At 50.7% G+C, this 26,203-nt stretch carries 29 protein-coding genes; 24 read left to right on the forward strand and 5 right to left on the reverse strand.

Features of this window, described 5'->3' with window-relative positions; translation table 11 throughout:
- Positions 1 to 257: 257 nt before the first annotated feature.
- From DDY07_RS21155 to DDY07_RS21265, 23 genes are all read left to right on the forward strand, one after another.
- On the forward strand, positions 258 to 806 hold the full coding sequence (locus tag DDY07_RS21155) for a flagellar basal body-associated protein FliL (RefSeq protein ID WP_171697335.1): 549 nt from the start codon (positions 258 to 260) through the stop codon (positions 804 to 806).
- Positions 807 to 1,787, forward strand: a complete 981-nt coding sequence (gene fliM, locus DDY07_RS21160; RefSeq protein ID WP_033159415.1) for a flagellar motor switch protein FliM — start codon at positions 807 to 809, stop codon at positions 1,785 to 1,787.
- A gap of 18 nt (positions 1,788 to 1,805) precedes the next feature.
- A complete protein-coding gene (gene fliN / locus DDY07_RS21165; protein WP_020483679.1) occupies positions 1,806 to 2,258 on the forward strand; it encodes a flagellar motor switch protein FliN in 453 nt (150 codons plus the stop codon).
- The gene (gene fliO, locus DDY07_RS21170; protein ID WP_171697336.1) at positions 2,258 to 2,701 is read left to right on the forward strand and encodes a flagellar biosynthetic protein FliO; all 444 of its coding nucleotides are present in this window, start codon (positions 2,258 to 2,260) and stop codon (positions 2,699 to 2,701) included. Before fliN ends, fliO begins: the two co-directional genes overlap by 1 nt.
- Positions 2,694 to 3,440 carry a flagellar type III secretion system pore protein FliP gene (fliP, locus tag DDY07_RS21175; RefSeq protein ID WP_033159413.1) on the forward strand — a complete coding sequence of 249 codons (747 nt, stop codon included), beginning with the start codon at positions 2,694 to 2,696 and terminating at the stop codon, positions 3,438 to 3,440. Before fliO ends, fliP begins: the two co-directional genes overlap by 8 nt.
- A gap of 9 nt (positions 3,441 to 3,449) precedes the next feature.
- Positions 3,450 to 3,722, forward strand: a complete 273-nt coding sequence (gene fliQ / locus DDY07_RS21180) for a flagellar biosynthesis protein FliQ (RefSeq protein ID WP_020483676.1) — start codon at positions 3,450 to 3,452, stop codon at positions 3,720 to 3,722.
- On the forward strand, positions 3,719 to 4,495 hold the full coding sequence (gene fliR / locus DDY07_RS21185; protein ID WP_171697337.1) for a flagellar biosynthetic protein FliR: 777 nt from the start codon (positions 3,719 to 3,721) through the stop codon (positions 4,493 to 4,495). The genes fliQ and fliR overlap by 4 nt, the downstream gene beginning before the upstream one ends.
- Positions 4,496 to 5,623: a flagellar biosynthesis protein FlhB gene (flhB, locus tag DDY07_RS21190; protein ID WP_171697338.1), complete on the forward strand. Its 1,128-nt coding sequence runs from the start codon at positions 4,496 to 4,498 to the stop codon at positions 5,621 to 5,623.
- Positions 5,624 to 5,642: 19 nt separating this feature from the next.
- A complete protein-coding gene (flhA, locus tag DDY07_RS21195) occupies positions 5,643 to 7,748 on the forward strand; it encodes a flagellar biosynthesis protein FlhA (protein ID WP_033159410.1) in 2,106 nt (701 codons plus the stop codon).
- Between the two features lie 15 nt (positions 7,749 to 7,763).
- On the forward strand, positions 7,764 to 9,179 hold the full coding sequence (gene flhF, locus DDY07_RS21200; RefSeq protein ID WP_171697339.1) for a flagellar biosynthesis protein FlhF: 1,416 nt from the start codon (positions 7,764 to 7,766) through the stop codon (positions 9,177 to 9,179).
- 31 nt (positions 9,180 to 9,210) lie between these two features.
- Positions 9,211 to 10,044 (forward strand): MinD/ParA family protein, encoded by an 834-nt coding sequence (locus tag DDY07_RS21205; protein ID WP_216614793.1) that lies wholly within the window; start codon positions 9,211 to 9,213, stop codon positions 10,042 to 10,044.
- Positions 10,041 to 10,787: an RNA polymerase sigma factor FliA gene (locus tag DDY07_RS21210; RefSeq protein ID WP_033159407.1), complete on the forward strand. Its 747-nt coding sequence runs from the start codon at positions 10,041 to 10,043 to the stop codon at positions 10,785 to 10,787. The genes DDY07_RS21205 and DDY07_RS21210 overlap by 4 nt, the downstream gene beginning before the upstream one ends.
- Before the next feature lie 87 nt (positions 10,788 to 10,874).
- Positions 10,875 to 11,261 carry a chemotaxis response regulator CheY gene (gene cheY / locus DDY07_RS21215; protein ID WP_020483669.1) on the forward strand — a complete coding sequence of 129 codons (387 nt, stop codon included), beginning with the start codon at positions 10,875 to 10,877 and terminating at the stop codon, positions 11,259 to 11,261.
- A 17-nt stretch (positions 11,262 to 11,278) separates the two neighbouring features.
- Positions 11,279 to 12,001 (forward strand): protein phosphatase CheZ, encoded by a 723-nt coding sequence (locus DDY07_RS21220; protein ID WP_020483668.1) that lies wholly within the window; start codon positions 11,279 to 11,281, stop codon positions 11,999 to 12,001.
- A 10-nt stretch (positions 12,002 to 12,011) separates the two neighbouring features.
- The gene (locus DDY07_RS21225) at positions 12,012 to 14,222 is read left to right on the forward strand and encodes a chemotaxis protein CheA (RefSeq protein ID WP_171697341.1); all 2,211 of its coding nucleotides are present in this window, start codon (positions 12,012 to 12,014) and stop codon (positions 14,220 to 14,222) included.
- A gap of 9 nt (positions 14,223 to 14,231) precedes the next feature.
- Positions 14,232 to 15,326: a chemotaxis response regulator protein-glutamate methylesterase gene (locus DDY07_RS21230; protein ID WP_033159404.1), complete on the forward strand. Its 1,095-nt coding sequence runs from the start codon at positions 14,232 to 14,234 to the stop codon at positions 15,324 to 15,326.
- The gene (locus DDY07_RS21235; RefSeq protein WP_033159403.1) at positions 15,326 to 16,072 is read left to right on the forward strand and encodes a flagellar motor protein; all 747 of its coding nucleotides are present in this window, start codon (positions 15,326 to 15,328) and stop codon (positions 16,070 to 16,072) included. Before DDY07_RS21230 ends, DDY07_RS21235 begins: the two co-directional genes overlap by 1 nt.
- A gap of 10 nt (positions 16,073 to 16,082) precedes the next feature.
- Positions 16,083 to 16,964 (forward strand): flagellar motor protein MotD, encoded by an 882-nt coding sequence (gene motD / locus DDY07_RS21240; protein WP_171697342.1) that lies wholly within the window; start codon positions 16,083 to 16,085, stop codon positions 16,962 to 16,964.
- Positions 16,961 to 17,764 carry a ParA family protein gene (locus tag DDY07_RS21245; RefSeq protein WP_171697343.1) on the forward strand — a complete coding sequence of 268 codons (804 nt, stop codon included), beginning with the start codon at positions 16,961 to 16,963 and terminating at the stop codon, positions 17,762 to 17,764. Before motD ends, DDY07_RS21245 begins: the two co-directional genes overlap by 4 nt.
- The gene (locus DDY07_RS21250; protein ID WP_171697344.1) at positions 17,761 to 18,492 is read left to right on the forward strand and encodes a chemotaxis protein CheW; all 732 of its coding nucleotides are present in this window, start codon (positions 17,761 to 17,763) and stop codon (positions 18,490 to 18,492) included. The genes DDY07_RS21245 and DDY07_RS21250 overlap by 4 nt, the downstream gene beginning before the upstream one ends.
- A 21-nt stretch (positions 18,493 to 18,513) precedes the next feature.
- A complete protein-coding gene (locus DDY07_RS21255) occupies positions 18,514 to 18,987 on the forward strand; it encodes a chemotaxis protein CheW (RefSeq protein ID WP_033159399.1) in 474 nt (157 codons plus the stop codon).
- 28 nt (positions 18,988 to 19,015) lie between these two features.
- A complete protein-coding gene (locus DDY07_RS21260; RefSeq protein WP_165385994.1) occupies positions 19,016 to 19,180 on the forward strand; it encodes a hypothetical protein in 165 nt (54 codons plus the stop codon).
- Positions 19,180 to 19,602 (forward strand): DUF2802 domain-containing protein, encoded by a 423-nt coding sequence (locus DDY07_RS21265; RefSeq protein ID WP_171697345.1) that lies wholly within the window; start codon positions 19,180 to 19,182, stop codon positions 19,600 to 19,602. The genes DDY07_RS21260 and DDY07_RS21265 overlap by 1 nt, the downstream gene beginning before the upstream one ends.
- Here the strand turns inward: DDY07_RS21265 and DDY07_RS21270 are convergent.
- The 5 genes from DDY07_RS21270 to DDY07_RS21290 form a co-directional block, all read right to left on the reverse strand.
- Positions 19,599 to 20,432, reverse strand: a complete 834-nt coding sequence (locus DDY07_RS21270; protein ID WP_171697346.1) for a glycosyltransferase family 2 protein — start codon at positions 20,430 to 20,432, stop codon at positions 19,599 to 19,601. The genes DDY07_RS21265 and DDY07_RS21270 overlap by 4 nt on opposite strands.
- Entirely contained in the window at positions 20,429 to 21,178 is a 750-nt protein-coding gene (locus DDY07_RS21275; RefSeq protein WP_171697347.1) for a glycosyltransferase family 2 protein, read from the reverse strand. The genes DDY07_RS21270 and DDY07_RS21275 overlap by 4 nt, the downstream gene beginning before the upstream one ends.
- Entirely contained in the window at positions 21,171 to 22,391 is a 1,221-nt protein-coding gene (locus DDY07_RS21280) for an O-antigen ligase (protein ID WP_171697348.1), read from the reverse strand. The genes DDY07_RS21275 and DDY07_RS21280 overlap by 8 nt, the downstream gene beginning before the upstream one ends.
- An 11-nt stretch (positions 22,392 to 22,402) precedes the next feature.
- Positions 22,403 to 23,131 carry a glycosyltransferase family 25 protein gene (locus DDY07_RS21285; protein ID WP_171697349.1) on the reverse strand — a complete coding sequence of 243 codons (729 nt, stop codon included), beginning with the start codon at positions 23,129 to 23,131 and terminating at the stop codon, positions 22,403 to 22,405.
- A gap of 89 nt (positions 23,132 to 23,220) precedes the next feature.
- Positions 23,221 to 24,345, reverse strand: coding sequence for a glycosyltransferase family 9 protein (locus DDY07_RS21290; protein WP_171697350.1), 1,125 nt, complete (start codon positions 24,343 to 24,345; stop codon positions 23,221 to 23,223).
- Positions 24,346 to 24,402: 57 nt separating this feature from the next.
- Between DDY07_RS21290 and msbA the strand changes: the two genes are divergently transcribed.
- Entirely contained in the window at positions 24,403 to 26,166 is a 1,764-nt protein-coding gene (gene msbA / locus DDY07_RS21295; protein WP_171697861.1) for a lipid A export permease/ATP-binding protein MsbA, read from the forward strand.
- Positions 26,167 to 26,203 lie beyond the last annotated feature (37 nt).

The raw sequence follows: 26,203 nt of genomic DNA on the forward strand, positions 1-26,203 counted from the left end.
GAGGTCTTTGCAGTTCTTTCTGCAAAACATCCACAAGCTGAGTCAAAAATTTGACTTAACAGCTACAATTCCTCCAGGTATTTTTCGCATACCTGAGCTCCGCTTTTTGCCTAACTGCTTTCCAGTGACGGCTATACTATTATTCTAAAACGATGTTTTTTCTTGTATGATCAAATCCAGCTGATTTTCGTACAGTGGTCTGATTGAGCTTGAATATTTTGGCGCGTATTGTGCTGTAAAAATTTAAAAGGTGGAAAATGGCAGAAGCCCATGGGAAAGAAGAAGGTAAGAAGTCTTCCAAGAAAATAATCATAATAATCGTCGCGGTTGTCTTGGTTTTGGCTGGCGCGGGAGGTTGGGCTTATTTCTTTCTGAATAAGCCGGCCGACGCCGAGCATAAGGAAGAAGGCGATGCCAAGCATGACAAGGCGGAGCACAAGGATGAAGCCGCGCATGAAGAAGAGGCCGGCCACGAAAAAGTCGCTGAGCCTGATGTTTATTATGATTTACCAAGCCCCTTATTGGTTAATTTTCCCGCCGGCTCCGGCGCAAAAGTGATCAGAATATCCCTGACAATATTGATGAAAGGTGAGGCGAGTAAGGATGCGATGAAAAAGCATGAGCCGATGATACGCAACAATTTGTTGATGGCCATCAGTGCAGTGGGTGCGGAAAAGGCGAAAACCTTGGAAGGAAAACAAGAGTTAAAAGCCATGATGCAAGCCGAAATTGGTAAAGTTTTGGAAAAAATGGCCGGTAAAAACACCGTTAAAGATGTGTACTTCACTGAATTTGTAATGCAATAAATGTCAACCGCCGATCTATTATCACAAGACGAAATCGATGCGCTACTGCATGGCGTGGACGACGGCGACGTCGATACAGGGGCTGATGAAGATTACAGTCGAGGTACAGCCAGAGTCTATGATTTTAACAGTCAGGAACGGATTGTTCGGGGGCGAATGCCCACCTTGGAAATGGTCAACGAGCGCTTCGCTCGCCATTTTCGGATAGCGTTATTTAACTTTTTAAGGCGTGCTGCGGAAATATCTGTTTCCGGGATTCAAGTACAGAAGTTTTCTGAATTCATTCAGGGCTTATTCGTACCGACTAATTTGAATGTGATTCGGATGTCGCCTTTACGCGGGCGGGCATTGATCGTGATGGAGCCGCGATTGGTGTTTACCGCTGTCGATAACTTTTTCGGCGGTGGCGGTCAGTTTTATAACAAGGTTGAGGGCAGGGAGTTCACGCCGACCGAAATGCGCATTATTCGGCTGATCATCGACATGATTTTCAAGGATTTAGCCGAAGCCTGGAAACCCGTGATGGATATTGACTTTGAATACATCAATTCAGAAGTCAATCCGCAGTTCGCCAACATTGTCAGTCCTTCGGAAATCGTGGTGATTTCCACTATCCATGTGGAGTTGGAGGGCGGCGGTGGCGATATCAATATTGCAATGCCTTACTCCATGATTGAACCTATCAGAGAATTGCTGGATGCGGTAACCAGCGACCGGGGTGAGGTGGATGGCCGTTGGCAAGATTCGCTAAGAGTTGAAATTATGCGTAGCGAAGTGGTCGTCAACAGTAAACTGATAGAAAAAGAAATGTCTATCAGCGAAGTGATTGAGCTTAAAAAAGGCGATGTGATTCCTATAGAAATGCCGGAAACCGTATTACTCGAAGTTGAGGATGTGCCGGTTTTTCGGGGCAAATTAGGGCTTTCCGATGGTAACTACGCCATCGAAATTACAGAAAAAATGACGCTGGATAATATTTGACAGCAGGGAAGGATAAGCATGAGTGAAAACGACGAAATCGGTGACGACTGGGCCGCAGCGATGAATGAGCAAGCTGATGCTGAAGCTGATTGGGGCGATGCACTGAAGGAACAAGCAAACGCGGCAAAGAGCTCTCAGCAAGGTTTTGCCGCAGCGGAGTTTCCCGAATTTAGCGAGCAAAAATCCAGAAATAACGGTCCCAGCAGTGATGAAGTCAAGCTGGACGTCATTCTCGATGTGCCGGTGACCGTGTCGCTGGAGATCGGTCGAACCAAAATTAATATCCGCAATTTATTGCAGCTAAACCAGGGCTCGGTTGTAGAGCTGGATCGTTTTGCCGGCGAACCGATGGATGTATTGGTGAATGGTACTTTAGTTGCTCACGGCGAAGTTGTGGTGGTTAACGACAAATTTGGTATTCGGCTGACCGATATTATCAGTCCGTCGGAGCGAGTCAGAAAGCTCGGCTGATGACTGTATCTCGCCTGACTACCCAAATTATTTCGGTATTGATTGCACCTGTTGCATGGGCTGACGAAGCGGCTACGTTGCCCAGGCAGACCGCCAAAGTGGTGACTTCCGGGGATGTCGCACAATGGCTGTTGGCGTTGATATTGGTGTTGGCGCTATTTTTTCTGTCGGTGTGGCTATTACGTAAAAGCGGCAGTTTGGCTTTTGTCGGTAAAAGTCAGTTGGCAGTGCTGGCCGGATTGTCATTGGGTATGCGTGAAAAATTGGTGTTGGTTAAAGTCGGTGAAAAACAGCTACTGTTAGGCGTTAGTAGCGGGCGTATCGATAAACTGCTTGAGCTTGAAGGCGACCAGCGCTTGTTTATGAATAGCGCAGACGGGCAGGAAACCAGCGTATTTGCCAAGAAATTGCTGCAGGTCATGCAAGGTAAGCACCATGATTAAGTTGATTTTTTCTTGCCTGATAATAGGCTTACTGTTTTTGCCGGAAGCTGTTTACGCCGCAGTAGGCATAGATGCTATTACGGTAACTAGCAACCCCAAAGGCGGCGAAACCTATACGGTTACCATCCAGATTTTAGCGTTGATGACTATGCTGACCTTATTGCCGGCATTGTTGTTATCGATGACTTCGTTTACTCGCATCATGATTGTACTAGGCTTGCTACGCCAAGCCATAGGTGCCGCACAAGCGCCAAGTAACCAAGTATTATTGGGGCTATCTCTATTTCTAACTATTTTCATTATGATGCCGGTGTTGGAAAAAGTTAACGAAACCGCCGTGCAGCCGTACATGGAAGAAAAAATTGACGCAGTGACTGCCTTACAAAATGCCTCCGAGCCATTCAAGCAGTTCATGCTCAAGCAAACCCGCGAGGCGGATTTGGATACCTTTGTACGTATCTCTGGCCGTGAGCAAATTGACAAACCGGAAGATGTGCCGTTTTCCTTGTTGGTGCCGGCTTATGTGACTAGCGAATTGAAAACCGCGTTTCAGATAGGCTTTCTAATTTTTCTGCCGTTCCTGGTCATTGATCTAGTGGTAGCCAGTGTATTGATGTCTATGGGTATGATGATGCTGTCACCGATGATCGTGTCGTTGCCGTTCAAGATTATGTTGTTTGTGCTGGCGGACGGTTGGACCATGGTGATGGAAATGTTGGCGGCCAGCTTTTACGTATAGGCCAAGCCGATGATGACACCGGAAACCATCTCGGCAATTGCCCAGGACACCGTATTGATTTCCCTGAAATTAATGGGTCCTATCCTGATTGCCTCCTTGGTTGTGGGTTTGCTGGTGTCCATGTTCCAGGCGGCGACTTCGATTCAAGAACAGACTCTGACCTTTATCCCCAAGCTGGCGACTATTATCGCGGTATTGATGATAGCCGGTCCCGGCATGCTGCAAATGCTCATCGATTATTTCCAAGATTTGATGCGCGATATTCCTACGCTAATAGGATGAACTTCGGCGAAGACGAGCTGCTGCGGTATGTTGCTTCGTTTGTCTGGCCATTCTTTCGCATCAGTTCCATGTTCATCACCGTGCCGGTTTTTAGCGTGAAAGCGGTGCCGGCCAAAGTAAGATTGATCGCCAGCCTATTGATTACCTGGGTCATTATGCCAACTTTGCCGGCGATGCCGGATATTGAAATATTTGGCTACCAAGGGTTTATGGTAGCGGTACAGCAAGTCGCCTTGGGGCTGACCACAGGCTTCATCCTGCAAATGGTGTTTTCCATCATGTTGTTTGCCGGACAGACTATCGCTTACAGCATGGGCCTGGGCTTTGCCTCCATGGTCGATCCGGCAACCGGTGTGCAGGTGCCGGTGATCGCCCAACTATTTGTGATTAGCGGCAGCTTGTTGTTTTTAGCGGTGGATGGCCATTTATTGCTGATCGAGATGTTGGCGCAAAGCTTCCATACATTACCGGTCGGCAGTATGGGTATGGATAAGAGCGATGTGTGGCGAGTAATCAGTTGGAGCAGTCTGATATTTGCTGACGGTCTGCTACTGGCTATGCCGGTGATGGCGACCTTGTTATTCGTCAACATCAGCTTCGGTGTGGCGTCAAAAGCCGCGCCGCAGCTACAGATATTCGGCGTCGGCTTCCCTATCACCATCATGCTGGGTATGGGCTTAATCTGGATTGGCCTGCCGACCATGCTGGAAGGTTTTAGCGATATGCTGCACAACGGCTTCGCGCTGGTCCATGCATTATTGAGGTTGCAATAAATGGCGGAAGATTCCGGTCAAGATAAAACCGAAGACCCCACCGGCAAGCGACTTAGCGAGTCGCGTAAAAAAGGCCAGATTCCCCGTTCCAAGGAACTCAACACTTTTGTAACGTTGATTACCAGTTCGGCGCTGTTTTTCTATTTCGGGCAAGGCATGTGGCGCAGTATGCTGGAGATGATGAAGCATCCCTTGCAGTTGTCGCGGGAGGCTGTGTTCGATCCGGCGACTCCGCTGATTTATCTGAAGGTAGCGTTTGCCGAAGGTTTGTGGGTGATCCTGCCGTTTTTGGTGGTATTGGTGGTTGCCGATTTGGCGGCGGCGATGATGTTGGGTGGATGGAACTTTACCAGCGAAGCCTTCGAAATGAAGTTTTCCAAGCTCAATCCGCTGACTGGGATAAAAAAAATCATCGGAATTCAAGGCTTGGTCGAATTGGTCAAGGCCATCATCAAAACCATACTGGTTGCGATTGTCTCCTGGAATTTATTCAAACTGTACTTCGACGATTTCATGGGCTTGAGCCGCTTGCCGCTCGATCAAGCCATCCATCATGTCGGCGATATTATTTCCTTCTGTTTGGTGATTTTGAGCGCTACCTTCTTATTGTTGGTGATGCTGGATGCGCCCTATCAGTTGTGGAATCACCAGCGCCAACTGAAAATGACCAAGCAGGAAGTTCGGGACGAGGCCAAGGATCAAGAGGGTAATCCGGAAGTTAAAGGCAAAATCCGCAGGATGCAGATGGAGGCCGCGCAGCGGCGGATGATGGACGCGGTGCCTAGTGCCGACGTCATCGTCACCAATCCTACTCATTTCGCGGTAGCCTTAAAATACGATCAGAACGGCAATGGCGCACCTTTGCTGGTTGCCAAAGGTACCGATTTAGTTGCCGCGCAGATTCGTCAGCTGGCCATGGCCTCGCAAGTACCCTTGGTGGCAGCGCCGTCGCTGGCCAGGGCTTTATACTATTCCACAGACCTGAATCAGGAAATACCGCGCGGCTTATTCTTAGCCGTCGCTCAAGTATTGGCCTATGTTTTTCAATTACGGGCTTCGACGCAATACGGCTGGAACAAACCGGTTCCGCCTACCGATGTGCAAGTACCCGACGACTTTAAGCAATAGCCCGGTATCGAGCTGAATTATGGATTTTACGAAAATACTCAACTCACTTAAGGCGCTGACCGGCTTGGGCTTGGGCGCGCCACTATTGATCGTGATGTTGCTGGCATTGTTGATTTTGCCGCTGCCGCCGTTTGTGCTGGATCTGTTTTTTACCTTCAATATCGCGTTTTCGCTGATCATCTTGTTGGTGGTGATTTACACCCTCAAGCCGCTGGAGTTTGCCTCATTTCCTACCGTCATTCTGGTCGCAACCTTGTTGCGGCTATCCCTGAACGTGGCGTCCACCCGGGTCGTATTGATTCGCGGACATGAGGGCGGAGATGCCGCCGGCAAAGTCATCGAAGCCTTCGGTTCGTTCGTCATCGGCGGCAATTTCGCGGTCGGTATCGTGGTGTTTGCGATTTTGGTGGTCATTAATTTTATGGTGGTCACCAAAGGTGCCGGACGGGTCGCGGAAGTGAGCGCCCGTTTTACCTTGGATGCGATGCCGGGTAAGCAGATGGCTATCGACGCCGATTTGAATTCGGGGTTGATCAATCAGGATGAAGCGCGTGCCCGCCGCGAAGAAGTGGCCGCCGAAGCCGATTTCTACGGTTCCATGGATGGTGCCAGTAAATTCGTGCGGGGTGACGCGGTAGCCGGCATCATCATTCTGTTCGTGAATATGATAGGCGGCTTGGCGATAGGCGTGGGCCAACACGGCATGAGCTTTGCCGACGCCGCCAATATTTATGTGTTGCTGACCATCGGTGACGGTTTGGTGGCGCAGATTCCATCGCTGTTGTTGTCGGTGGCCGCGGCGATGGTGGTGACGCGGGTTCGCGGCAGCAAGCAGGATATTGGTAAACAGTTAAGTTCACAGCTGTTCGAAGATCCGCGCACGCTGCTGGTGACGGCGGCGGTGATGGGTATCCTGGGTATCATTCCCGGCATGCCGAATCTGGTGTTTATCCTGTTAGCGCTGACATTGGTCGGTGGCGCTTATTTGATCGACAGACGCCGTAAGTTGGAGGAAGAAAAAGCCCTGGAAATGGAACGTATCGTTTCGCCGCAGCAACTGGCCAAAACCGAGATCAAGGAATTGGGCTGGGACGATGTGATGCCGGTCGATGCCATTGGTCTGGAGGTGGGGTATCGCTTGATTCCGCTAGTGGATAGAAATCAGGGCGGCCAATTGATGATGCGCATCAAAGGTGTGCGCAAGAAGTTATCGCAAGAACTGGGCTTTCTGATTCCGTCGGTGCATATCCGGGATAACCTGGATTTGTCGCCTACCGAATACCGCATTTCCTTGATGGGCGTGAGCGTTGGCGAGGCCAATATCATGCCCGAGAAAGAAATGGCGATTAATCCCGGTCGGGTGTTCGGTACTTTGCAAGGCGCGCCTTGTAAGGATCCGGCGTTTGGTTTGGATGCGATCTGGATCGACGCCAATCAAAAAGACCAAGCGCAAACTTTGGGTTATACGGTCGTCGATCCCAGCACCGTGGTGGCCACGCATCTCAGTCATATTTTGCAAAGTAATGCGCATGAATTGTTCGGTTACGAGGAGGCGCAGCAGTTGCTGGATAATTTGTCCAAAGTGGCACCGAAGCTGGTCGAGGATCTGGTGCCGAAAACCTTGCCCTTGGGTATTTTGGTCAAGGTTCTGCAAAATCTGCTGCAAGAGCGGGTTTCAATTCGCGATTTACGAACCATCGCCGAAACTTTGGCGGAGTACGGGGTGAAGAGTCAAGATCCGGACATCTTGACCTCGGCGGTACGGGCGGCCTTGGGGCGCTCAATTGTCCATGAAATCAATGGTGTACAGACGGAAATCCCGGTTATTACCCTCGATCCAGGATTGGAACAGATATTGCATAGGTCATTGCAGACGGCGGGCGAAGGTGGTGCAGGTTTAGAGCCTGGCTTGGCCGAGCAGATGCACAAATCCCTTGAGGAAAGTGCGCAAAGGATGGAAATGGAAGGACAAACCGCAGTGTTGTTGGTGTCTTCTTATATTCGTCCTTGGTTGGCTCGCTTCGTTCGTCATTCGATATCCGGCTTACATGTGCTGGCCTATAATGAAATCCCGCAAGATCGGCAGATCAGGGTGGTTTCCACAGTGGGACAGCGGGGACAATAAAACAGAGGTTGCGCGATGAAAATTAAACGCTTTTTTGCAGCAGACATACGGCAGGCCATGCGCATGGTCAAAGAAGAATTGGGCGCCGATGCAGTGATTATGTCCAACCGTTCTGTGGATGGCGGCGTGGAAATCGTGGCGGCCCGCGACTTTGACGAACAGGTCATTCATAAAAATCTCAAGCAACGCGAAGACGAAAAATCGCCGCCCAATGAAGTTAAAAAAGTCGATTTGCCTGATCTGGAAGTCGAAAAAAAATCGTTGCATGTTTTAAGCAGCGCCAGAAAACGCGGCGCGGAAGGCAGCATTCCGGAAAATCCGATTCGTCGCAACCTGGATCAATACGTCGGTTATGCCGAAAAATTGCAGGTTGGGCATAACAACGCGCAGAAAATCGCCGAAAAAGTTCGCCAAGTTGAAAAAACTGAAAAACCAGCCTGGGCAAGTGCCGATCCCAAAATCAAACCGTTGACCGAGCCACGGCCGGTGCAATCGCACAACGGCGATAAATTCCTCGACGAAATGCGTGCGGAAATGAAAGAACTGCGGACGATGTTGGACAGCAAACTGTCGAATATCGTCATGCAAATGCCGCAACACGGGCTACCTTTACACGATGATTTGCGCGATCGGATGTTGGAGTGTGGTTTCTCGAAAAATCTGGCGGGCAAGATAGCCAACCGGCTGGGTAGCCACAAGCAATTCGATTTGGCCATCGGCAAAGCTCAAGAAATGTTGGCCAGACTGGTGCCGATAGCCGACGACAACTTGTTGGATCAAGGCGGTATCGCCGCGTTGGTTGGCTCCACCGGGGTCGGTAAAACCACGACAGTCGCTAAATTGGCCGCGCAGTTTATTTTAAAACACGGCTCCCGGCAGATTGCGCTGATTACTACCGACAATTATCGGATAGGCGCGCACGAGCAAATCAATACTTACGGCAGAATTTTGGATGTACCGGTTAGAGTGGCTGGGGATGCGGAAGAGTTGCGCAGGCATATCAATAGTTTTTCCGATAAACGCCTGATTTTGATCGACACCGCCGGCATGAGTCAGCGCGATATGCGTTTGGCCGAGCAGCTGAAAACCTTGCAACACGGCGATTTGCCTATACGCTCTTATCTGGTGATGTCCGCCACCACGCAATACAAAGCAATGCTGGAAATTATGGATGCGTTCCGAATACTCGAACCACAAGCGACTATACTAACCAAGTTTGATGAGGCAGTTAGCAAAGGTACCGCGTTGTCGGCGATTATCGAGCGGCGTATGCCATTGTCATTTATCACTGACGGTCAGCAGGTTCCGGAAGATATTTACTTGCCCGATGCCGATGCTTTGATTCGGCAGTGTATGGAAAGTGTCGATCAGGACCATGGCTATGGCGACGATGTGAATGTTGAAGACTGGCTGGCGGAAAGCCATGCATAAGTCATTCGATCAGGCAGCTGGAATTAGACAAATGAGACATATGAAACCGGTGCGAGTAATCGCGGTAACAAGTGGCAAGGGCGGGGTTGGCAAAACCAACCTTTCCGTGAATATCGGCGTGGCGCTGTCTAAAATGGGTAGGCGGGTGGCTATACTCGATGCCGATATGGGCTTGGCTAATGTCGATATTTTGCTGGGCATGTTTCCCGAATTCAATTTGTCGCATGTATTGAGCGGCGAAAAAAGCTTGAAGGACATCATGATGACCGGGCCCGCCGGGCTGAAAATTATTCCGGCTTCGTCAGGCATACAGCGGATGTCCGATTTATCGAGTATCGAGCAAGCTGGCGTCATTCGGGCCTTTAGCGAAATCGACCGAGAGTTGGATGTGTTGATCGTCGATACCGCTGCCGGTATTTCGGCAAGTGTGGTGAACTTTGCTCGCGCCTGCCAGGAAATCATCGTGGTGGTTTGTGACGAACCCACCTCGTTGGCTGATGCTTATGCGTATATCAAGCTGTTGAACAGAGATTACGGGTTGAACAGCTTTCATATCATTACGAATATGGTGCAGTCGGCTGAGCATGGCCAGGCTTTGTTCAATAAGCTGAGTAAAGTGACGGACCGTTATTTGGATGTGGCCTTGCAGTTTGTCGGCGCAGTGCCGCAAGATGAATATTTGAAAAAATCCGTGCAAAAACAAACCCCGGTGGTAGAGGCATTTCCGCAAAGTAAAGCGGCACTGGCGATCAAGAATTTGGCGCGGAAAATCGACAGCTGGCCGATCAAGCCCAAAGCGGGCGGCTACCTGGAGTTTTTTGTCGAACGGATGATTCAGTACAGCGCGAAAGAGGATGTTGCATGAGTGGAGCGGCAATGTATGCTGCTGTGCAGGCTGGAAATGTTGATGCCTTAGTCATTCAACATGCGCCGCTGGTAAAACGCATTGCCTACCACTTAATGGGACGACTGCCCGATACGGTGCAGCTCGATGATTTGATTCAATCCGGCATGCTGGGCTTGCTGGAAGCGCTGAAACATTATGATGCTGGGCAGGGTGCTAGTTTCGATACCTATGCCGGCATCCGGATTCGCGGGGCTATGCTGGACGAATTGCGCCGTTCGGATTGGACGCCGCGTTCCGTGCATAAGAAAGCCCGGATGGTAGCGGAGGCGATACGCGAGGTTGAGAATCAACTGGGACGTGATGCCAAAGATACCGAAGTGGCCGGGCATATGGGTATCGACCTGACTGAATACCATCATATTTTGCAGGACGCGGTGTCTTGTAAGACCTTTAGCGTCGAAGAATTGGTGCAAGGCGAAGACAGTGTTATAGATGATGTGCACGGCAATCAGCAGCCGGAAGATGTGCTGATCCAACAGAATTTTCAAAAAGCCCTGGCCAAGGCCATCTCGGAATTACCGGAACGGGAGCGCTTAGTCATATCGCTGTATTACGACGAAGAGCTGAATTTGCGTGAGATAGGCAAGGTGCTTGATGTCAGCGAATCGCGGGTTAGCCAAATTTGTAGTCAGGCGATGTTGCGCTTACGCGCTAGACTTGCGGATTGGGTGGAAGGGAAAGATAATGAAAAGTGCAGCTAATGTGTGGTTATTGCAGGAATTTTTCGCAATTATTGGTCACAATTTAGCGGTTTCTTAACAATAAAGTAATCTGGGTGGAGATTATCCTTGGATAAAAATATGCGTATTCTGGTTGTCGATGACTTTTCGACAATGCGGAGAATAGTAAAAAACCTGTTGAAAGATCTGGGTTTTACCAACACCGTGGAAGCGGACGACGGTAAAACAGCACTGCCTATTCTGGAAAAAGGCGGTATCGATTTTTTGATTACTGACTGGAATATGCCGGGCATGACCGGCATCGATTTATTGAAGGCCGTCAGGTCTACTCCCAGTTTGGCCAATCTGCCGGTGTTGATGGTCACAGCCGAAGCCAAGCGCGAGCAAATCATTATGGCTGCACAGGCCGGTGTAAATGGTTATGTCATCAAGCCTTTTACGGCTGCTACGCTTAAAGAGAAAATCGAAAAGATTTTTGAACGCATCGACGGCTGAAGCACAGGGAGATTACCATGAATACTGACCTGCTGAGTTTGGCCCGAGATTTGGTCGCAGCATTAGAAAAGTGCGACGAAGCGGCTGCCGATGAAATTCTTGATCAAGTAGCTGGATTAAGAGAAACACAATTGTTTAAAGAAATTGGCCGCCTAACTCGCCAATTGCACGACACCATGGTGAGTTTTTCCGTCGACTCAAAAATAGCAGCCATGGCTGAGCACGATATACCGGATGCCAAGGAGCGTCTGCATTATGTGATCGCGATGACGGAGCAAGCCGCAGATCAAACCTTAACCGCCGTTGAAGAGTTATTGCCGGTATCGGATGAGCTAAACGGCCAGGTTAAACAATTGTCGGCGCAATGGAATCGCTTTTTGGATCGGGAAATGCCGTTCGACGAGTTTAAGGCCATGAGCGCCGATCTCAGTCAGTATTTTGAGCAGTCGCAAGTGTCTCTGGAGAAAATCCAGGCGGGTTTAAACGATATATTGATGGCTCAAGGGTTTCAAGATATTACCGGGCAGATTATCCGCCGGGTTATCGATTTGGTGCAGGATCTTGAAGGCAGCATGGTTAATCTGATCAAAATTTCCAGTCGCAAAATTACGCCAAGCAGTGGGGCCGCGTTGCAGCCCGAAGTGCCCGGGCCGGTTGTTCCCGGAGTAGATGACAGAGCCGGTGATGTGGCTACCAGTCAGGTCGATGTTGACGATTTACTGTCTAGTCTAGGTTTCTGAGGAAAACAACATGGCGATCGATCTGGACGACGAAATATTGCAAGACTTCCTGGTCGAGGCCGGGGAGATTCTCGATTCTCTGGGTGAGCAGCTGGTGGAACTGGAGCAATCGCCTGGCGATCTCGATCTTCTGAATTCCATATTTCGCGGGTTCCACACCATAAAGGGCGGCGCCGGTTTTTTGGCTATTAGCGCCTTAGTCGATGTCTGTCACAACGCCGAAGACGTTTTTAACGTGCTCAGACAGGGTGATCGCCAAGTCACGCCGGATTTGATGGACGTGATTTTGCAAGTCGTGGACATCGTCAACGAGATGTTCGGGCAAGTCCGTTCCGGTAATACGCCAAAATCGGCCGATCAAGGTCTATTAAAACGCTTGAAATCTTACGCGGGGCCGGCCGAAGCTGCCGCGCCTGCTGAGATAGCGGTTGAAGCCGCTGTCATCAACGAAACCGTCGAATCCACCCTGCCGCTATCCCCTCAAGAATCCGCAGCGCAAGCCTATGACGCAATGCTCGATCCAGAGGAGTTATTGGCCAGCGAATCTGGCTCGGAAGATGGCGATGAAATTACCGAGCAGGAATTCGAAGATTTGCTGGATGCTCTGCATGGTAAGGGCGGTTCTCCGACCGCGAACATCGCGGCGCAATCGGCAGTGTCTGCGGCGGATGACGAAATTAGCGAAGACGAGTTTGAAAACCTGCTGGACGAGTTGCATGGCAAAGGCAAATTTTCAGTAAAAGCCGAGCCGTCTGTGCCCGCCAGCGATTCCGGCGATATTACCGATGAGGAGTTCGATAAGGTACTTGATGCTTTGCACGGCAAAGGTAAATTCGATGCTGCCAATTTGGGCAAGATTGATGAGCCGGCTGCGGGTGAAAAAAACCCACCAATTAAAAATGTAGAGTTGCCTGTCGAGAAACCGTTCGTGGCTGCTAAACCCGAGCCGGTCGCGAAACCGTCCTTCGATGTGGATCCGGAAAATAGCTTAGGTAAAGTAGCGTCGGTAGTAGATTCCGTTTCCGACAAGAGTAAAGCCGCCACGCCCCAAGCCGATACCACCGTCAGGGTAGATACCCAGATTTTGGACGATATTATGAATATGGTCGGCGAGCTGGTTCTGGTGCGTAACCGTTTCCAGACGCTTAAAGCCAATGCTGAAGCCGGAGAGCAGTTGTCCAAGGCGATATCCAATCTGGACGTGGTGACTGCCGATTTGCAATTGGCGGTCATGAAAACCCGGATGCAGCCAATCAAAAAAGTCTTTGGGCGTTTTCCGCGTGTGGTACGTGATTTGGCTAGAAGTCTGAAAAAAGAAATCAGGCTGGAGTTGGTGGGTGAAGAAACCGATCTCGATAAAAACCTGGTCGAGGCCCTGGCGGATCCTTTAGTGCATTTGGTCAGAAACGCGGTAGATCACGGAATCGAATCGCCGGATGAGCGCGAAGCCAACGGCAAACCTCGGGAAGGCGTGGTGATATTGAAGGCCTCCCAGGAAGGCGATCATATCCAGTTGTCCATCAAAGACGACGGCAAGGGCATGAACCCCGACATACTGCGCGCCAAAGTAGTGGAAAAAGGCTTGATGGATGAAGAAAGCGCCGCCCGTCTTGACGATAAAGAGTGTTACAACCTGATTTTTCTGCCCGGATTTTCCACCAAAACTGAAATTTCCGACGTGTCCGGTCGCGGTGTCGGCATGGACGTGGTGAAAACACGGATCGCGCAAATGAACGGCGTGGTGGAAATTGATTCGGTCGAAGGCAAGGGCAGCACCATTATCATTAAGGTGCCGTTGACTTTGGCTATTATGCCGACCCTTATGGTGAAGTTGCGCGGGCAGGCTTTCGCGTTACCCTTGGCCAGCGTCTTGGAAATACTCGATCTGGATTTGAGCAAAACCAATAAGGTAGATGGTCAATTGGTGGTAATGGTCAGAAATAAGGCCTTACCGCTGTTTTATTTAAGTGAATGGCTGGTCAGAGGTTCTTATTTCACAGGCGAAACGCAGCCGACCAATCATGTGGTGGTCGTCAACGCTGGCGGCAGGCATGTTGGATTCGTGGTGGATCAATTAATCGGTCAGGAAGAAGTGGTGATTAAAGCGCTGGGTGCCAAGTTACATGGATTGGAAGGATTGGCGGGAGCAACCATCACCGGTGACGGCAAGATAGCGCTGATACTCGATGTGCCTGGTCTGATGAAGAAGTATGCGATGTGACGCGGCAATATGACCATTCGGGTGCTGATCGTCGACGACTCCAGTTTTATCTGTAAAAGAATTCGGGAAATTTTAGAAGAGGATCAAGAGTTTAAAGTGATTGGCGTCGCTCACGACGGTCGCGAAGCCATAGAACTTGCGGCAAGTCTGCAGCCGGACGTTATCACCATGGATGTGGAGATGCCAATCATGGATGGTATCACGGCAGTCAAAAAAATCATGGGCACCCGGCCCTGTCCGATACTAATGTTTTCGGCAATGACGCAAGTCGGCGCTCAAGCCACTCTGGATGCGTTGAATGCCGGCGCTATCGACTTTTTGCCCAAGCAGTTGGAAGACATTGATGCTAATCGTGAAACGGCCCGCTACTTGCTGAGGTATCGGGTGAGGATGGTGGCTTCTCAGGCGACTAGGATGTCTTCCCCACGACCTCTGCCGCGCGTGAATCAAGAAGAACATCAGAGCTCAACCGCCGAAAACCCCGTAGTTAAGCCGATACGCGCTGCGTCCGCGTGGCCCAAAACTGCAACCAGCAGCAAAATCGAGCTTTTGGTGGTTGCTGCCTCGACTGGCGGGCCGGTCGCCATGCAATACGTGCTGAGCAAAATTCCGGCTGAGTGTTCGATACCCATATTGCTGGTGCAACACATGCCGCCTAATTTCACCAAAAGCTTTGCCGAACGCTTGAATTTGCTTTGCAATATTAATGTCAGGGAGGCGCGGGATGGTGACGTATTGCAGCCGGGGACCGCGTTATTGGGGCCAGGTGCAATGCAGATGCAAGTTAAGCAAGTAGCCGGTGAGCGGCGGATTGTGTTGCGGGCCAAGCAAAGTGGGGAAATTTATAGTCCCTGTGTAGATATTACTTTTGACTCGCTTGCCGAGGTATTCGCCGGGCATGTGTTGGCGGTGGTGTTGACCGGCATGGGCGCAGACGGCAAGGCTGGCGCTATGAAGTTAAGGCAGCGCGGCGCGCAAATCTGGGCGCAGGACGAGGCGACAAGTACTATCTACGGCATGCCGAAAGCCATCGCAGAAGCCGGTCTGGCGGATCATATTTATTCTCTGGAAGAGATTGCCAACCAATTTAAAAAATTACATTGATGGATATTCTCAGTATTTTGGGTGTGTTGATAGGCTTTGCCGCGATTATCGGCGGTAACCTAATGGGCGGAGGAGAACTCGGGTCACTGATCAATTTTCATGCCTTCATTATTGTGGTGGGTGGTACGCTGGGAGCGACACTGTTGCAATTTCCGCCCAAGGTATTTCTGCGCAGCTTACGTATTTTGAGTTGGATTTTTGTGCCGCAAAATTTGCAGCTTAAAAAGCAAATCGACAAGATTGTGCGCTGGAGCTCTCTGGCCCGTAAGGAAGGCTTGCTGGGCTTGGAATCGGTTATCGAAACCGAAAAAGACAGTTTTGCCAAAAAAGGTTTGCAGTTGCTGGTCGATGGCAACGAGCCGGAAGTGATACGCGATTGCCTTGAGGTTGAACTGACTACAAAGGAGCATTTGGATACTCAAGCGGCCAGGGTTTTCGAGGCGATGGGTGGGTATGCGCCGACGATCGGCATTATCGGCGCGGTAATAGGCTTGATTCATGTGATGCAGAACCTCGCCAAGCCGGAGTTATTGGGCAGCGGCATCGCGACAGCTTTCGTGGCGACTATTTACGGTGTCGGCTTGGCCAATCTGTTGTTTATTCCTATCGCCAATAAGCTGAAGAGTCTGATTTTCGAAGCATCGCAAGCCAGGGAAATGGTGATAGAAGGCATTTCGTCGATAGCCGAGGGCGAAAACCCGCGTAATATCGAGTTGAAATTATCCGGCTTTTTATTGGAAAAATAAGGGAGGCCTTATGAGTCGGCGCAGACGTAGACCATTGCAACAGGCCGATAATCACGACCGCTGGATGGTGTCTTACGCGGATTTCGTGACCTTGCTGTTTGCGTTTTTTGTGGTGATGTATTCGATTTCCTCGGTAAATAAGGGTAAGTACGAAACATTCTCCGAATCGCTGGACCAGGCTCTGTTTCACAACGAGAAGATTCAAAAAGAAGCCGAGCCGATTCAGGTTGGCACGATTCCCACCACGATCCAGCCGATTGAATTGCCAAATTTGATGACGGCCGAGGAAAGAGAGCTGAGCGAAGAAATCATGCAGGAAAAACGCCGGCTGGATGAAGTGTCGCAGGAGTTTCAACGAGCCTTGCAGCCTTTTGTGGAAAGCCAGTTGGTGGGTATCAAACAGCACGATTTCTGGGTGGAACTGGAAATGAATAGCGAGTTACTGTTTGCCAGCGGTAAGGCCGAGCTTTCGAGCAAGGCCGTTCCGGTGTTGCAGAAAGTTGCAGAGGCCGTGCGCGACGTACCCAATGTGATCAATGTCGAGGGATATACCGACAACGTACCGATTTCCACCGGCTTTTATCCATCCAATTGGGACTTGTCCTCAGCCAGGGCGACCAGCGTGGTCAAAGAATTGGTGAAAAACAATATTCCGGCGACACGATTATCGGCGGTGGGCTATGGAGAATTTCATCCGATCGCCGATAACAAAGACGAGGAGGGGCGTTTTAAAAATCGGCGAGTTGTATTGGTGCTGATGTCGCAAGCCTTTGCTCGTTACGGCATGACTGACGACGAACGCGCGAAAGTGCTGAATTTGGCGCCGTCGCAGCCCAGTTCGCCACCTGAAACCGCAGTTGAAAAAACGCCGGAAACGCCGGCTCAGTTATGAAAATATGGTCAGTTTCCAATCAAAAAGGCGGCGTCGGTAAAACGACTACCGTGGTGACACTGGGTGGCTTATTGTCGTCCTGGGGGTTCAGGACTTTGCTGGTCGATTTAGATCCGCATGGTTCGTTGACCAGCTATTTCAAGATGAATCCGGATGAGATCGAGCTTGGCGTTTACAATTTATTTCTCGACGCCAGCGAGAAAAAGAAAAACGTCGATCCTCAGGTCTATATCGCCAAAACAGACTTCGACGGTATCGATGTCTTGCCCGCATCCACTGCTATAGCCACCTTGGATAGGCAGGTCGCCGCAATCGGCGGCATGGGCTTGGTGGTTGCTACCGCATTACACAAAGTGGCCGACCAATACGACTATGTGATTATCGATAGCCCGCCGATGTTGGGAGTATTAATGATCAATGCACTGGCGGCCTGCGATCATTTAATCATTCCGGTTTTAGCCGAATTTCTGGCCTTAAAAGGCCTGGATCGCATGGTGCACACCATAAAAATGGTGTTCCATTCCCGGAAAACGCCGCCCAAATTCACTATCGTGCCGACCATGTTTGACAAACGCACCAAGGCGGCTCGCGACAGCTTAGCGGCCTTACATCAACAGTATCCAGACAATGCCTGGAGTTCGGTCGTCCCGGTGGATACTAAAGTGCGGGATGCCAGCCAGGCCGGTATTCCCTTACCCCTTTACGACAAAAGCGCGCGTGCGGCCGAAGCCTATGCCGAATTGTTGGAACTGTTATTGCTTGATAAGAGTCCAGACAAAAACTTGGCACCGCATAAATGACTCAGGCAAAACCACCCCCCAGTATCGTTCATCAACAGTTAGCGCTTGATGCGTATCTGCAGACGCTATTGGATGAGGTGCCCGAGGCTGAGGAAGCTGTTAACGTAAAGTCGGCAATATTGCTGGAACAGCTTGTTGTTGAGGAGCCTATCAAATTGCCGGATCCTGCTCCGGTCGTGACCGGCAGTCCAAAAGCAAGCTCCAAAGCACTGGTCAGGAACCGACAATCCAAGCTTGTAGAGCCGGAAATCCCGGCTAAACTACAGGCACTGTCTATCATGCCGGATTGGTCGCAGTACGAGTTTCAGGCTTTGTTTTTTAAGGTTGATAAGCTGATATTGGCAACGCCGCTGATCGAGTTGTCGAGAACGATCAAAATCGACCGCAAGCCCACGAAAATTCCCGGACAACCCTCTTGGTTTCTGGGGTTGCTGGACGAGCATGATAGCCGTATCGGCGTGCTTGATACTCGGCAGCTCATTTTTGGCAAAAGCCGTGGCCTGCAACCGGATAGTGAAGAATATCCGTTCGAGCGCATTTTAATCACCCAGGATAAAAAATGGGGTTTGGTGTGTGATGAAATTCTCTCCATCGGTAAAGTAAAGCCCGATGGGGTCAGATGGCGAACGGCCAGACAAAAAAAACCTTGGTTAATCGGCACGGTAATAGACGAGTTGACAGCGATTATCGATGTTAAACAGCTGGTACCGCATAGAAAAAATAGTTAAACACCATCTGGATACAGCAAAATGAGCGAAGATAAAAAACAAGGCGACCCTATCATGCAATGGGTGACTTTTTGTCTAGGTGACGAAAAGTACGGTATCAATGTCATGCAAGTGCAAGAGGTGTTGCGGATTACCGAAATTGCCCCGGTGCCCGGCGCGCCGTCCTATGTATTGGGGATTATCAATTTACGCGGTAATGTGGTGACGGTCATCGATACCCGTAACCGTTTCGGCTTACCTTCCAAAGACACCGATGATGCGTCACGGGTAGTGATCATCGAAACCGACCGGCATATCATCGGCATTTTGGTTGATAGCGTCGCTGAAGTGGTCGAGATGCGGGCTTCTGAAATTGAGACTGCGCCCAATGTCGGGAACGAAGAAAGCTCAAAATACATTCAAGGTGTCACCAGCCGCGATAATCAGTTGTTAATTCTGGTGGATTTGAATAAATTCCTCAGCGACGACGAAAAAGCCGAGCTGGATATGTTTTGATTGCCTGACTAGGCATGCGAGGTGCAACATGACCGAAATAACACCGATCACGCCTTTTTCCCCAGTACACACGATATACAAGGTCGAGCGCGAAGAGCGTGAAAAGCGCCAGCCGCAAAAACAACCGCAGACCAAACCCGACCCAAACAAAGACGATAAACAGCCTGCCGAGCATGTTGACGAAATAGTGTGATGAGCGAATATTTAGTGCTGGTTTTGGCGGGGGTAGTCGTATTTATGCTAGCGGTGTTAGTTCGGCTGTTGCGCCAGCAGCAAACACTAAAACAACAATTTCAGCGTCTTGAAGAGCGGGTGCAGCGTAGCAACGAGGATGTGGCCGGCCTTTGCTCTGCCGCTGTGGCTGTTGATCGGCGGCTGGCGGCGAACGACTCGCGATTGAATAGCATTGTCGATCAAGTCAACACGCAACGGCAAACCGTTGCTGAGGTGGCGCCCGCTGAACCTATCCCCGCAGGCGGCTATGAAGATGTGATTCAAAAAATCCGTAGTGGGGTTGGCATTGAGGCGCTGGTCCGGGATTGCGGCTTGACCCGTGATGAAGCGGTTTTATTAATGCGTTTGCATGGCGGCGGCAAACGTTCCGGTTTGGGTTAGGCGCTGGTCGTTTCCAGATACTGGTCCACGCCCCGTTCCGCACGAGTTATCGATATATCCGCTACCCTCTGTAACAAACGCCGGTAATTTTCATCGTGTTGACTTCTATCGTTATGCCGGTGCCAAAGATGTAATACCGGTGCCGCAAAGCGGCCTTCTTTCCGTTTGATGCCTTGATGAATCAGGCGGATCACCAAGTCCGAATCTTCATATCCCCAGCCTTCGAAGACTTCATCAAAACCATTTGTTGCCAGGAAATCGTCTTTCCAGACTGCCAGATTGCAGGTCATGGCTTTTTGCCAATTCTGCGATTGCCAATAACGCCAGCCGTAAAGCGGTAAATACAGTAAAGGCAGTAGACGATTGATGCGACCTCGCAGCCGTTGCCATAAAAAAAAGCCAAACGACTGCTCATGTAGCGGGATTTTTTGCTTTAGTACCAGTGATGTGTAAGCTTCGTTCAATAACAGCCGGTTGCCCGGAACGAAATAACCGGTTTCGGCCAATTGCCGATGATTTCTAATAAAATCCGGTAGCGCGACGCAATCGCCGTCCATAAACAGCAGATAATCGCCGCGACTGGCTGCAACCGCTTTGTTACGGATGGTGCCGGCCCGAAATCCCTTATCCTCATGCCAAACGTGCCCTAGTGGAATTTCGCTGGTTTCGATAAAGCCTTTGATCAATTCCTGCGTTGCAGTACCGGAACCGTCATCGGCGATGATGATTTCAAACCGGCGATCTTGTTGAGCCATCAGTGCGCGCAAACAGGCGGAAAGCGCTTCCGGCCAGTTATAGGTGGTGACGATGACAGAAATCAAGCCCTTCATTTGTTTGCCGGGTTGCGGCAAAGCTCGCGTAGTTTCAGGTATTTGTAATAACTGCCCTCGGCGTTGGATATGGCCAACATTAAGCCTTCCGCGCCATCCAAAATGGCTGCCTGGACGAAGTAGGTGCGGATGAAGGTCCACAGGCCCTTGCCGATAGCTTTGCCCAAGCTGGAGCGCTTACCGTGATTGAACATTTTCTCGGCGCCCAGCGAGGAATAAGCGTTGATCTTATGCAGCACCTCGGCGGGATCGACGAAGGCTTCGTGCCAAAGCGGGTTTTTGAGCCGACCGATAACCCCTTTAACCTCAATACGCTCATGCACGACTTCGCTGCTGAAGCGTCCGACATCGCGGCGAAACAGCCTAAGCACGTAATCCGGCCACCAGCCGCCATGCTTGATTGGCTTGCCGCAGTAGCTGGATAAGCGGGGGATTTCGAAGCCCTGCACCTCGTTTTGCTGCATGGCTTGCAGGATTTCGGCTTTTAACGCCGGCCCGATTTCCTCGTCGGCATCGATAGACAACACCCAGTCGCCGAGGGCTTTATCCAGTGCTCTTTGCTTTTGCGGCCCAAATCCGGGCCAGTCGGTGATGAAGACTTTGTTGGTAAATTGTCGGCAAATCGCGACAGTCTCATCGCTACTACCCGAGTCGAGAACAATGATTTCATCGGCCCAAGCAACCGATGCCAGGCAGCGGCCGATATGTTGCGCCTCGTTTTTGGTGATGACGATAACGCTAAGCATTGGCCTGACGAAGGGTGGAGTCGGCAGGATGACTGAGTAAGGCACCGAGAAAAAACGCCAGCAAATAGCCTTCAGCAAAAGTTTTGAAATGCGAGTTGAACAGGCTTGAAGCACAAATTGCCACCAAAAAACTGGCGGCAATCGGCCCGTAGGGCTTGTTATTCATGCCCTGGCGCAATGCGACGACAATATAAGCAAAGAACAACAGCAAGCCGACCAAGCCGTTTTCCAGCCAAATAAACAGGTATTGATTATGCGGGTCGCTAGTGCTGGTGCCTTGCCATCCCTGGCTTTTGGCCAAGGCATAATTACTGTAGGTCGGCTTGAACGATGACGTGCCATAGCCAAACCAAGGCGCTTTCTCGATGAGTTCCACGGTGTTTTTGTAAAAGACCACCCGAATGCCTACCGATGTTAAATCCTGGCTGCTTTGATAGCTTGCTTGTTCGTCCCAGGCCAGTCTGAATCGGTCTTGCAAGGTGTTGGAGCTCAGGCCAAAGGCCACCAGCACGATGGCGGCTATCCCAATAATTTGTGGTAGTTTGCTGTAGCCATATATCGAGCCCAATGCAAAAACCGCGGCGATGGGTACGGCCAAATAGCCACTCCTACCGGTACTGATGAAGAAAATATTGAATAAAAATATGGCAATTCCCGCCCACACGGCATATTTCCAACGAGGGGTTAGCGGTTCCTGCACCAGGAAGATAGCGCATAGCAGGGCCGCCACAAAAGCAGTGCTCTGGGTGGCGTGATTGGTCATGAAAATACCGGCTTCCCGGCCGTCTCTAACGATAAGATCCAACGCCCAAAGCGGCATCGCAATCATGCCAGCCACCACCATGGCGACAAAATAGCTGTAGACAAAACGTTTTTGCCACTGCGATTGCTGAAAAACACCGAGTAGCAGAAACACGTAAAGTAGTTTTTTCCAGCTGGATAAGGTTTCCAATTTGCTGTGCCAGTCTGTTTCGGCGTAAAGCGTGCCGATGATTAACCAGGCAAAGAAAAGCACGATCATTTTTCCGACAGGCTGTTGCCAGGATAACTTAAGGGTCTGCACTGCCTGGCCGGAAAGTAGCCAGAATATCAGTAATGCCACGCTGGCTATGCTGGCAACCGCCGTGGAAACGGGGGCGGCGATAGCAGCGGCAATAGTGAGGCAGCGACAGATGTTGAGCGATGTCTCGGATGTCAGGGGGGATGCAAGCATATTTTGTAGCCTTAGCGCCATAACTGATAAATGTATTTACGCTTGAGTTTTTCCCAGCGGAAAAACAGTCCTTTCAGCCAGGTGGGCGGATCGGCTTCCAAAGCACTTTTGAACATGCCGTTTTTACTGCCTTGTTCGATGACAGGATCTTCCAGCCAAATCATTTGAATGCCGAGCTGTTTGTCGATTTTTTCGAACTGATTGTCAATCGGTTCGGCGATTTTGTGAGTTTTAATCCAGTCTAGTCTCTGGCGGGCGGTGCTGGAATCAATAAGATAGGAATCGGCAAAGCGACCGCGATGCCCGAGATACAGGTATTGATCCGGTTTGCGCTGACTCTTGGGCGTAAAAAAATTACCGCCGGAGCCGACGTAGATGACTTTGTTGCCGGGAAATTGCCCGCTCTGACTGAGTGCGCGTTGCAAACCGAGCTGAATATCCTTACTGAACACGGCATCGTCTTCCAGTACCAAACAGAAACCTTGGCCATTACCGTCCGCAATTCTCTGTAAGGCTGCCACATGCTTTAATGCGCAGGATTGCTGAGCCGTAGTCAGATGATGGTCGTCACGGAAATACTCGGCCACCACGCTGTCTGTCAAATCGCCTATATCCCAGTCGAAAATAAATTCCGCCGATAGTCCGAAATCGCGCAGTTGTTGTTCCATGAACATACGGCGTTGACTGAACGCTTTGACATTCAAAACCAAAATGCGGTCAAGGCTAGGCGATTGCATCATGCGAAATTGTAGTTAGGCTGCTGACAAAAGCGGCGATTATCGACGGTTTTGTGGAAAATAACATCATCGTTATGGCCGTTGTCAATTAATCAACGCGATGCAGGTGACCGTTTGGCTCGCAATGTTTGCGCGATAGCGTCGATTACCCTGCCACTGGATAGCTGATCGAGGCAGGCACTATAGCTCTCGCGGTGCCGGTCACAACCTTCCAGTTGGCAGGGTAGGCAGTTTTGTTCGGTTTGGCCTTGCAGCAGATACACGTTATTTACTTGGCTTGAACCACGAGACACGAATGGCGTTTTATCTTCGCCGTATCCGCACGGCCAGGGTGCCCATTTTTCCGGATCGGTGGGTCCGAATAAGGCAAAAGTCAGTGTGCCGGTGGCCGCCGCCAAGTGGGTGATGCCGGTGTCTGGGCCGACGAAGAATGCGGCTTTGCCAATCAAGGCGGACAATTGCGCCAGCGACAGATGACCGGCAAGATTGATGACATCTGTTGGCAGTTGTTGCTGTATTTCTCGCAAGGCTGCCAACTCGGCGGGATTGCCGCTGCCGGTTAATACGACTTTAAAACCTTGCCGGTCTAAAAAGGCGATGAGCTCGCACCAGCCCTCGGCGTGCCACTGTTTATAGCGCCATTGCGGCATAATATGTAGAACGACGTAGGGATCAGTTATGCTGGGTATCGGCGTCGAGCTTTGCGGCGGAGTCAGGCGATAGCAAGGCGCTATTCCCAGTAACTTGCAGAAGCGCAAGTTTTCCAAGACGGCGTGACCGTAATCGCTGCTAAATACCAGCCAGCGCTTGAGTAGCGCTTTTTTCCACCAAGCCTTAGTAGCATCGCCAGGCACAAAGCCGATGCTGGTTTTGCCGGCTATCGCTGCGCACAAAGTTGGCCGGTCGCCGGCTTGCGTGGAAATGGCTAAATCGTAACGGCGAAACAGGCTGAATAACAATTTGCCGAATGCCAAACCGCCGGGCTTGCCCGCTACGGTTAATAAGCGCCGGATGTCGGGATTGCCTTCCAGCATACCGGCGTTGCTGGCCGGCAGTAAAACGTCAATGTCGGCGTTTGGATAGGCTTGCTTCAGCGACGAGATGAGTGGGGTAACCAGCAACGTATCGCCCAGATAACGCAGGGTTATCACCAGAATGCGTTTAGGTTGTATATTGAGCGGTTTTTGGTTGGGCATGGAACGCTGGCTGATCAACATGGCTGTACATTTTAAAGGTAAACAGTATTGAACACGTTACAAAATTCGCGCAAAACCATGACGGACGGGCAGGTGTACAAACGCTTGTTAGCGTTTGTGTTGCCGTATTGGCGTTTATTTTTGGTAACTGCCATCGGTTTTGCGATCTATGCCGCGACCGAGCCGGCGGTGGTGATGATTATTCAGCGCATCATCGACAGCTTTGGGGCGCCGGATCGGGGAGATATTCAATATCTGCCGCTGGCCTTCGTGGTGTTGTTTCTGGTACGCGGCATAGGCTCGTTTTTGGGTAATTATTACCTGGCGCGAATTTCCGGCAATTTAATTCACAAGCTGCGTTGCGAAATTTTTAATCAGTACACCCGCTTGTCGGTGCAATATTTCGATGCGCATAACAGCGGCTACATGATTTCGCGGATTACCAATAATATCGGCGAAGTCACGCGGGCGACGTCCGATTCGATTCGTTCTTTCGTGCGCGAAGGTTTTACTGCGGTTGGCTTGCTGGGTTATCTGGCTTATACCAACTGGCAGCTCTCCTTGGTGTTTTTGGCGATAGCCCCGGTGGTAGCGATCATGGTGCGTTATGTCGGCAAACGTTTAAAACGCTTAAGCCGCAACATGCAAGATACCGTGGGCGATTTGACGCATATCACCTCGGAAATGGTCTCCGGAAACCGTATCGTAAAGAGTTTCGGCGGGGAAGATTACGAGCGGCAACGCTTTAAGAAAGCCAGTCTGGAAAATCGCGGCCAACATCGCAAGCTGATCATGACCGTATCGCTGAATAATCCGTTGATGCAACTGGTCATTTCTTTTGCCTTGGCCGGCATGATGTATCTGGCCTTGATCATGATGAAATCGTCCAGCCCGGGGGAATTCGTCGGCTTTTTTACCGCGGCATTCTTGTTGCCCAAACCGATTCGGCAATTGAGCGATGCCAATTCCGAGATCCTGCGCGGTATCGCGGCGGCGGAATCTTTATTCGAAGTATTGGACGAGCCGGCGGAAATCGATGGTGGCGACTATCAGGTTGAGCGCAGCCAGGGCCGCATCGAATTCAAAAATCTCAGTTTTAGCTATCCCGGCAGTGAAACCCCGGCCTTGAATAACATCAATGTGACGATCGAACCCGGCCAGACTGTAGCCTTGGTCGGGGCTTCGGGTGGCGGCAAAAGCACGATGATTAACCTGTTGCCGCGTTTTTACGACTACGAGCAGGGCGAGATTTTGATCGATGGCGTGCCGTTAAAACGCTACCGCTTGGATAGTTTGCGCCGGCAGATCGCCTTGGTTACCCAAAACGTCACCTTGTTCAACGCTTCCGTTGCGAATAATATTGCCTATGGTGCGTTACAAGGTGCGGCCAGAGAGCAGATAGAGCAGGCCGCGGTCGATGCCTATGCGATGGACTTTATCAGCAAAATGCCGCAAGGATTGGAGACCGAGATTGGTGAGAATGGTGTCAAGCTGTCCGGTGGCCAGCGCCAGCGCTTGGCCCTGGCTCGGGCCCTATTGAAGGATGCACCCATTTTGATTCTGGATGAAGCCACTTCGGCGCTGGATACCGAATCGGAGCGCTACATTCAGGCGGCATTGAAGCGGGTGATGCAAGGCCGCACGACCTTGGTGGTGGCGCATCGCTTGTCCACCATCGAGAGTGCGGATGTGATCTTGGTAATGGACAAAGGCCGGATTGTCGAACAAGGTTCGCATCGCGAACTGTTGGCTCGCGATGGGGCGTATGCCAAATTGCATAAGATGCAGTTTCAGGATGGCGGTCAAACAGAGCAGCCGGACACTGCTGTCGCGCAGGAGTGAAGAGTCAGCCGGCGGCTCAGATGATTCGCCGGCTGGG

The sequence above is a fragment of the Methylomonas sp. ZR1 genome (assembly GCF_013141865.1).
Taxonomy (GTDB): Bacteria; Pseudomonadota; Gammaproteobacteria; order Methylococcales; family Methylomonadaceae; genus Methylomonas.